Genomic DNA, 8,149 nt, shown 5'->3' on the forward strand with positions numbered 1-8,149 from the left:
TTGACGGAAAAGCTTATTAGCCTAGCTAAGCAGTCTTACTGTGCTGTTAAGAAAGACTCTCCTATGCTTGAACAAGCCCGTTACTACGCTCAAGAATTACAACGATTATCGGACTGTCGGCAAGCTGCTCTGGATGAGATGAAGAGTCTAGCTGAGTTCTTACCAGAATACGACATCTTATTGTCTATTCCAGGAATTGCAGAAACTACTGCCACCAGTATTATCGGGGAACTCGGGGATATTCGTCGATTTAAAACAGCGAATCAGCTAAATGCTTTTATCGGTATTGATTTAAGACACTATGAATCTGGAGACTATCTAGCCAAGGAACACATTACGAAGCGTGGGAATCCTTATGCACGGAAAATTCTATTTAGGTGTATTTACAACATCATTTCGACTAGTCGTACCAACCCCTGCCATATTGCGGACTTTTATAAGAAACGAAAAAAGCAATCACAAGCGACTTCAACCAAGCCACATGTGATTGCCTCTATGCATCGTCTCATTCGAACGATCCCTTACCTCATAACGCACAATAAACTTTACGACTATAATATTACAAAAAATCAATAAAGAAGGATTGTGCAATATAATTGTAGCACCTTGCGAAAAAAATTGAAAGTCAAGATGCTGTTTCAGTGTACTCTTTTTTAGGTATTTGGTCTCAGCTTAGATATAAAACCATCGAAAGTTGCCTGTGAGCTAAGCCATTATAAGAGAAGAGGGATTCCGTGTAAAGGCACGCTGACGCTCAAGGCCTTGACACAAAATCCCCTTCTCTTCGCTTGCCAACTAGGCTCAGCAGGCACCACTCTGCCAAATAAATTGGCTAATTTTTAGAAAAATGGTTGACAAATGGTAGAAAATCAAAAGCTAGACGCTCACTTCCATCCTCCACCCAGATCAGACCGCATTCCACAAACCCATACTTTTCTAAAGCTCCCCGCATGGCTCGATTATCCCGATGAGTGTCAATCCGCAAATAAGAATAAAGCTCCCCACAAGCCGTAAAACAGGCACGAGCTACTCCCCTAGTCCGACCATCTGAAGCCAAACGATGGATCACCCCGTGCGACTCCTGACTCCGGAAAGCACCCTCAATCCGCTCATAGGTCGGATCCGGACCTGGCATCAAGGCAAAAACACCAACCAACCGATCTCCCTCGACACAAACATAAGATTGCCCCACTTCAATATCCGCTTCAATCAGCGCACGAGGCGGATAATCCTCACCCCACTGACTCGGATTCCCCTGGACCACCATAAACTGCCGTGCTTGCTGGTAAATCTCCATAATCGAGTCTAGATCACTCCACACAGCTTTACGAATCTTCATAACAGCTCCTCCTGATGCAGAAATTCTATATAGGTCAGTCCCCATTTCTCAACCTCATCCAAGACCCCCTGAAAACTCCTTCCTAATTCTGTCAGGCGGTACTCAACCCGAGGAGGTACCTCTGGATAGACTGTGCGATGGACCAACTTGTCCTTCTCCAATTGCCGCAAATGACGGGTCAGAATACTCTGGGTAATCCCTGGAATATTCCGTTGCAATTCATTAAAACGCTTGGTACCGGTACTCAACTGGTAGATAATCACCAAGGCCCATTTGCCCGTTAAAACCCGTTGCGTGGTTGCAAAGGGACAAATCCCATATTCGCTAACTTTTGTGGACATTTTTTTCTCCTTATTTTACGCCAATACTATCACTTTTGCTAGTAACCAACTAAAAAGATTCTACTTGTTTTCTTGTTAGTAAAAACTATAATTGGATTATAACAAAAAAGGAGATCACTAATGTCACAAAATCTAGAAATTTTTAACCGCTACAACCAAGGTCTGATCGAAGGAGACTTCCCAGCTGTTTTTGAAACCATGGCCGACGACATTATCTGGCACCAACCTGGCCAGCACTCCACATCAGGGACCATTATTGGAAAAGACAAATTAGGTGCCCACCTAGCCACATTTGACCAAAAAACAAACGGAACCTTTAAAGTCCTAACCAACTGGGTCTCTGATAACAACGACCTCGTCGCAGCTAACGTGACCTTTATCGGAACCCGCCCAGACGGAGTCGAACTCAACATGAACGGAATCGACCTCTTCCGCATGGAAAACGGTAAAATCCAGGAAGTCTGGCTCTTCTCAGCCGATCAAGCGCTTGAAGATGCCTTTTGGAACTAAATAGTCAAAAAACTTGCGATAAAAACCGCAAGTTTTTTGACTAGACTTCCTGCAAAACAGTGACAGAACCTGAGATTTATTGGAGTCATCACTTGAAAAAGACTGAGTTATAAAATGTTTCAGTGTGGTTATGCGATCTCTTCTGCTGAGAAATGGGATCTAATACATTAGTTCCGCAGGAAGTCTACTATAAAGTCATAGGACCCGATTCTCGATCTAAAATCTGAGTCACAGCTTGACCGCCCAGGTATGTTTGAGCCTGCTCTACAATAAATTGCAGGGCAGCTTCTAAAGCCTCTTCCCTACTTGGATCCAATAACTCAATCATGAGAAAGGCATTCTGACTATCTTGCCGAATCATAGTCCGCTCCCCATCTCGCCAATTAAGGCAGCGACAGACAGCTTCAGCCTCATCCTTATAACACAATTCTCCAGGTAGAGTAGGGCTGTTTTCATCGCTACCGATGAGATAAAAATCATCTCCACCCTCAGTCAAACCAAGCTCTAGGTTTCCCTGAAAACGATCCAAATCCTCTGCTCCACAAGGCAAGGCATAGCGTAGACTAGCCGCATTATAAATATCAACCAGCGGTAAAATAGTTCCCACTGGTTTGCCACTCTTAGCCCGTTTCAAAAGAGCTTCAATACTGGACCTGGCACCTTTTTTCGTCTTAAATTTTTGGAAGGCTTGGCGATAAACTTGAATGACCGGATTTTCCGCAAAGGGTTCCTCTTCCACAAACGACTTGGCCATCTCATTGCTCTCCACTAACAGCGCCTGAAGTTCTCTTGGCGACTCCTCTAGCTGCCGATAATTTTTAAGCAAAACAACCCCAAGCTTTGCATCGGGAAAGAGATCCCAAAAAGATGAATCAACGATAAAATTTGCCATAACTGGCTCCTTCCTAGCACCACAAGGGAAGAAAAAAACAGCATTTGAAAGTATCTTCTAAGACCTAACGATACTTTCAAATGCTGTCACCCGGTGGCGCTTCCATTAAATTTAATTTTTTATCATTCTACCACAACTTATGAGTTTTTGCTACTCTCGTAGAAATTCTTCCAAGGCAGGCAAAGCTATTTGATTAAAGTTCGCATCAATCCAGTGCCCTCCTCCCTCGACCGTCACTAGTTGAGAATTGGGAAAGACTTTTAAAGCTTCCAAACTATAGGAATAGGGAACCACATCATCGACAGTTCCATGAATCAGCATCACAGGCGCCGTCACTTTTTTCATTTCCTGCTGGATATCAACCGACATGGCATCCTTGAGATAGATGGAACCTAACTGGGCATTGCGGTGGGTAATCACATCCGGTAAATCTTTCGGTGACTTAACACCTAAACTAGCATAGGTTGCCTCCACATCATCAAAAAGGACAAAGGCCGGGAAAATAAGTGCTAGTTTGTTAATTCGATCAGCATGCTCTGCTGCATAGAGGGTTGCGACAACACCACCCTGGCTCGCCCCTATAAGCGTAACTTGGTCTCCTTGGACAAACTTTTCTTTTGACAACTGATTAACAACAGCTTCTAGATCTGCCTTTTCTGTCAAGACCGACATATTGAGCATATCGGTGCCGCCACTTTTAGAAGCTCGACTACCTCCATAAAAATCAAAACGGTAAACTAGATAACCCTGCCGTGCCAGCTCCTCAGCATAGTCTGCATAGTTTTCCAAGGTGTTGTTAAAACCATGAGCAATCACCAGGAGTGGCCGCTTTTCCTGCTTATAGTTGGCATCCGCCGTGATCACACCTGTCAAGTTCACCTGGTCCCGTTGAACCTGATAGTCTTCATGAACGATGCTACTAGATTCTTGCAAGGAAAGCTCTGTGTTTTGGGCTTGAACAACCGTTTCTGGGGTTGGACCCTCATAATTTTTACGCATAAAAAACCAAAAACAACTCAAGGCTAATAACAGAATACTAAAAATATAAATCCCTTTACGCATACTTCCTCCTACTTATCCGGTGCCTGACCATCATGGGGATTCCAAAGGCAAGGACCGAGCTGGAAGTCCCTAAAATAAGCCGTAAATGAAGACTCTTCTGGTGAGCAAGCATAGACACCAAACGAAATCTTACTGCTAGCTTGCTCGAGATGGCAAATTCGCATTTGGTGAAACTTCAATCCATCAGCAGAATTCTCAATACAAAAATCCTGACCCCGGCGACTCAGACGATAGTACATTTCCTTGGTCTCTACAGGAATTTGAACCGTTGCCCAATCTGAAAAGCCATTTCTCGTAACGACAGAGCCGAGGTGTTGAAATTGTTGGTTCTCATACTCAACGGAGGCCTTCAGCCAATTCTCAGAGTTCAAATAGACAACAATACCAGCCTGGTCAAAACGTTGCTGACTCTCCGCGAAATCTACTTTGACGATAAAGGAGAAATACTCCTCCGCTGACTCTCTCAAGAACATAGGTGCATTGTCATTTACAAAATGGTAATACGTTTTTTGCCACAAATCTGTATGAGGAGCAGTTGTCAAAGAAAGCACGTCTGAGCCAACTTCAAACTCCTGGGGAGGATTAATCCAAATAAACTGTGTCAAATCCATAGTTACTACTGCCTCCTAAGATTCAATCACTTTAATGACTTTGGCCGGATTACCAGCGAGAACAACATTATCCCCAAAAGATTTGGTGATAACAGCACCCGCCCCGGCAACAACATTATCGCCCAAGGTAACTCCTGGCAGAACGGTTACGCCGCCACCAGCCCAGAAATTGTCACCAATGGTAATCGGTGCTCCGTATTCCAAACCAGCATTGCGCTCTTCTGGATCCAGGGGATGGAGGGGAGTCAGAAATTGACAGTTCGGACCAATCATGGCATTTTTACCAATCCGAATGGGACAAACATCCAGCATGGTCAAATTCCAATTGGCATAAAAATTCTCACCAAGATGGATATTAACCCCGTAGTCACACACAAAACGTGGTTTCACAGATAGCTGCTCACCTGTTGAGCCAAACCACTCTTTTAAAATCTCTGCGCCAAGATGGCGGTCTTCTTGTTCATTAAAGGCTTTTTGATAGGCCCTGGAAGAGGTGACTAAGGCCCTTAACTCAGGGTCCGCTGGATTGTAGTACTGTCCCGCTATCATTTTTTCAAATTCAGACATCTGATAATCTCTCCTCAAAATACACTACCACCATTATAGCAAAACCTCACTCCTTTAGTGTAAGAATTGAATGTCAAGGAGGGCTTAGGGTATAATGGTTGCTACAAGGTCGCATCCAACAAAAAATACTAGTCGAAAAGGAGCTTTATCATGTCGATTCGTCAAGCAGAAACCAAAGATATCCCAGCCATCCTCAGCCTGCTAGGAGAAATCCTCGCCGTCCACCACCAGGAACGTCCGGATATCTTTAAAGCTAGCGGCAGTAAATATACAAGTCAGGAACTAGACCAAATAATCACAAGGGCTGAACAAATGGTCTTTGTCTATGAAGAAGAGGGGCAGATTCTGGGTCATCTCTTCTGCCAAATCCAGGAGCCCCATGGCAATGTACTCCAACCCATCAAAACTCTCTTCATTGATGACCTCTGTGTGGCTAGCACTGCCCGTGGACGTGGAGTCGGCCAACAATTATTCGCTTTCGCCAAACAATATGCGCGTGACCAGGACTGCTACAATCTGACACTAGATGTCTGGACTGACAACGCTGCAGCTGTCCGCTTCTACCAACGCTTAGGACTACAATCACAAAAAATCCGAATGGAGGAAATCTTATGACAGACACGCGCACCATCTACAATTTCACAGTACTAAGGCAAAATCAAGACCTACTTTCCCTGGACCACTTTAAAGGGCAGGTCCTCCTCATTGTCAATACAGCAACCGGTTGCGGGCTAGCCTCTCAGTACCGAGAATTGCAGGCCCTCTACGACCGCTATCAGGATCAGGGCTTTACCATTTTGGATTTTCCCTGCAATCAATTTTTAGGCCAGGCCCCTGGAAGTGACGAGGACATCAACCGCTTTTGTGAACTTAACTACCAAACCACCTTCCCTCGGTTTGCCAAAATTAAGGTCAACGGGAAAGAAGCTGATCCCCTATTTATTTGGCTCAAAGACCAAAAATCCGGACCCTTAGGCAAACGGATTGAATGGAATTTTGCTAAATTTCTCATCGATCGCCAAGGTCAAGTGGTCACACGTTTCGCCTCCAAAACGTCCCCCCTAGCTATAGAGGAAACCCTCCAACAACTCCTATAAAGAAGGTAAAAGTCCTTAGTTGTAAACTTGACTAAGGACTTTTGCTTTTCCCCAAAGGCCAATGGCCTAGAGATTATTTCAGTTTCTGCAGGTTCCGTTTCGCTCCCTTAGCCAAAGCCCCCACCACTGGATGAGGAAGATAAAGCTCATCTAAATAGGCTATATCTTCTTGATTCAATTCCAGTCCAAAGGCTCCTACTAAATCATCCAGATAAGCATCTTTGGTAATACCTAAGACTGGGCTATGCATCCCCTTTTGCCACAGCCAAGCTAGAGCTACTTGACTCCGGCTACGATTATACTTAGCCGCCAAATCTGCCACACGCGCCACAATTTTCCGATCCTCTGCTTCGGTACCATCGTACTTAGCACGGGCACTTTGATCCGCCTGACTGCGCGCCGTGTCTGCTGACCAATCCCGCACAATCCGCCCTGCCGCTAATGGGCTGTAAGGGACCAAGGCCACTCCTGTCTCCTGACAAAAAGGAATCATCTCTCTTTCCTCCTCCCGATAAAGAAGATTGTAATGATTTTGCATTACGGAAAAAGGAGTCCAGCCCCTCTTGTCTGCCACATATTGGGCCTGCTGGAATTGCCAAGTGTACATACTAGATGCCCCTAAATAAAGCACTTTTCCAGCACGAACCAAGTCATGAAGAGCCTCCATAGTCTCTTCAATCGGTGTGTCATAATCCCAACGGTGAATATAGAGTAAATCAATATAGTCGGTTCCCAAACGCTTAAGACTTTGCTCCACCTGATGGAAAATAGCCTTTCGTGAAAGCCCTCTGGTATTAGGACTATCGCTTTGGCCATCTCCATAGAAAACTTTGGAAGCAATCACCACTTCTTCTCTTTTTGTAAAATCCTTCAAAGCTCGTCCGAGAATTTCCTCACTCGAACCATAACTATAGAAATTGGCAGTATCAAAGAAGTTGATCCCCAGATCCAAGGCCTTCTGGATAATTGGGCGACTGGCGCTCTCATCCAGAACCCACTTGGAGTGAAAACCACGCGCTGGATCGCCAAAACTCATACAGCCCAAACAAAGCTTGGAAACCTCCAAACCTGTATTCCCTAATCTTGTATATTCCATGACTAACCTGCTATATCCAGATATATAGCCTTCCTTTCTAAGTTTTATAGACACTTCGCTAACCATTTTATCATAAGCAGTGATGATACGGCTTGTAAACTCGTAAACGATGTCACCTTGGAGATTGGTCTCCCTTCTGATTATCAGGTTGTCACGTGATTTTCTTTTCAAAACTGGAGCTTCTGAAGCGATAAATTTTAGGGCACTTCTAAAAACTCAATCCCTAAAAATCCAAACGTTGATTTATCAAGATTTCAATCAAAAATTTTAAAATGAAGTTAGCCACCCATCATATCTGCTAGATAAGGGCTAGAACTCATTCTGATGAGTTGTCTGATTTCATTTGATAATAGGTTTGGAGCTGTTAGGCTAATTGGCCAAGGCTAATGATAGCCTTGGTTTAGCCCTCAAAACAGCTTCAAAAGTCCCTATTGTCAAATGAAATCCTTTTGTAAGGTATAAGAAAACACCTCCGTGCTATACTTGTTGTTCACCACAAACAAAAGGAAGGGCACAGAGATGCAAAACAATTATACAACAAAAGGAAAACATTTGACAATTCATGATCGTCGCTACATTGAACGATGGAACAAAGAAGGAAAATCCAATCGAGAAATTGCTCGCCTACTTGGAA

12 protein-coding genes are annotated in these 8,149 nt (G+C 44.2%); 5 read left to right on the plus strand and 7 right to left on the minus strand.

Annotated features, from left to right (window positions below; translation table 11 throughout):
• Nucleotides 1–576, plus strand: a 576-nt coding sequence (locus N4310_RS06335) for a transposase (RefSeq protein WP_262092510.1), incomplete at its 5' end; no start/stop codon positions are given.
• Nucleotides 577–832: 256 nt separating this feature from the next.
• On the opposite strand, the gene N4310_RS06340 is transcribed toward N4310_RS06335, so the two are convergent.
• Nucleotides 833–1,339, minus strand: coding sequence for a GNAT family N-acetyltransferase (locus tag N4310_RS06340; RefSeq protein WP_262092511.1), 507 nt, complete (start codon nt 1,337–1,339; stop codon nt 833–835).
• Entirely contained in the window at nt 1,336–1,680 is a 345-nt protein-coding gene (locus tag N4310_RS06345) for a winged helix-turn-helix transcriptional regulator (RefSeq protein WP_262092512.1), read from the minus strand. Before N4310_RS06345 ends, N4310_RS06340 begins: the two co-directional genes overlap by 4 nt.
• Nucleotides 1,681–1,800: 120 nt before the next feature.
• On the opposite strand from N4310_RS06345, the gene N4310_RS06350 reads away from it, so the two are divergent.
• The gene (locus N4310_RS06350) at nt 1,801–2,190 is read left to right on the plus strand and encodes a nuclear transport factor 2 family protein (RefSeq protein ID WP_160333514.1); all 390 of its coding nucleotides are present in this window, start codon (nt 1,801–1,803) and stop codon (nt 2,188–2,190) included.
• 187 nt (nt 2,191–2,377) lie between these two features.
• Here N4310_RS06350 and N4310_RS06355 read toward each other — a convergent pair whose 3' ends face one another.
• The 4 genes from N4310_RS06355 to N4310_RS06370 all read right to left on the minus strand — a co-directional run bounded on the left by N4310_RS06355 (nt 2,378) and on the right by N4310_RS06370 (nt 5,322).
• Nucleotides 2,378–3,082, minus strand: coding sequence for a B3/B4 domain-containing protein (locus tag N4310_RS06355; RefSeq protein ID WP_262092513.1), 705 nt, complete (start codon nt 3,080–3,082; stop codon nt 2,378–2,380).
• A gap of 150 nt (nt 3,083–3,232) precedes the next feature.
• Nucleotides 3,233–4,144, minus strand: coding sequence for an alpha/beta hydrolase (locus tag N4310_RS06360; protein ID WP_262092514.1), 912 nt, complete (start codon nt 4,142–4,144; stop codon nt 3,233–3,235).
• A gap of 8 nt (nt 4,145–4,152) precedes the next feature.
• Entirely contained in the window at nt 4,153–4,755 is a 603-nt protein-coding gene (locus N4310_RS06365) for a DUF1349 domain-containing protein (RefSeq protein WP_262092515.1), read from the minus strand.
• Between the two features lie 15 nt (nt 4,756–4,770).
• Nucleotides 4,771–5,322 (minus strand): sugar O-acetyltransferase, encoded by a 552-nt coding sequence (locus N4310_RS06370; protein ID WP_160333006.1) that lies wholly within the window; start codon nt 5,320–5,322, stop codon nt 4,771–4,773.
• Between the two features lie 150 nt (nt 5,323–5,472).
• On the opposite strand from N4310_RS06370, the gene N4310_RS06375 reads away from it, so the two are divergent.
• Together N4310_RS06375 and N4310_RS06380 are read left to right on the plus strand one after the other, a co-directional pair.
• Nucleotides 5,473–5,937: a GNAT family N-acetyltransferase gene (locus tag N4310_RS06375; RefSeq protein ID WP_262092516.1), complete on the plus strand. Its 465-nt coding sequence runs from the start codon at nt 5,473–5,475 to the stop codon at nt 5,935–5,937.
• Nucleotides 5,934–6,419, plus strand: coding sequence for a glutathione peroxidase (locus tag N4310_RS06380; RefSeq protein ID WP_179924161.1), 486 nt, complete (start codon nt 5,934–5,936; stop codon nt 6,417–6,419). The genes N4310_RS06375 and N4310_RS06380 overlap by 4 nt, the downstream gene beginning before the upstream one ends.
• Before the next feature lie 73 nt (nt 6,420–6,492).
• On the opposite strand, the gene N4310_RS06385 is transcribed toward N4310_RS06380, so the two are convergent.
• The gene (locus N4310_RS06385) at nt 6,493–7,515 is read right to left on the minus strand and encodes an aldo/keto reductase (RefSeq protein WP_262092517.1); all 1,023 of its coding nucleotides are present in this window, start codon (nt 7,513–7,515) and stop codon (nt 6,493–6,495) included.
• A 519-nt stretch (nt 7,516–8,034) separates the two neighbouring features.
• On the opposite strand from N4310_RS06385, the gene N4310_RS06390 reads away from it, so the two are divergent.
• The coding region (locus tag N4310_RS06390) for a helix-turn-helix domain-containing protein (RefSeq protein ID WP_262092518.1) at nt 8,035–8,149 on the plus strand (115 nt) is incomplete at its 3' end.

This window comes from Streptococcus danieliae (assembly GCF_025447695.1).
Lineage (GTDB): Bacteria > Bacillota > Bacilli > Lactobacillales > Streptococcaceae > Streptococcus > Streptococcus danieliae.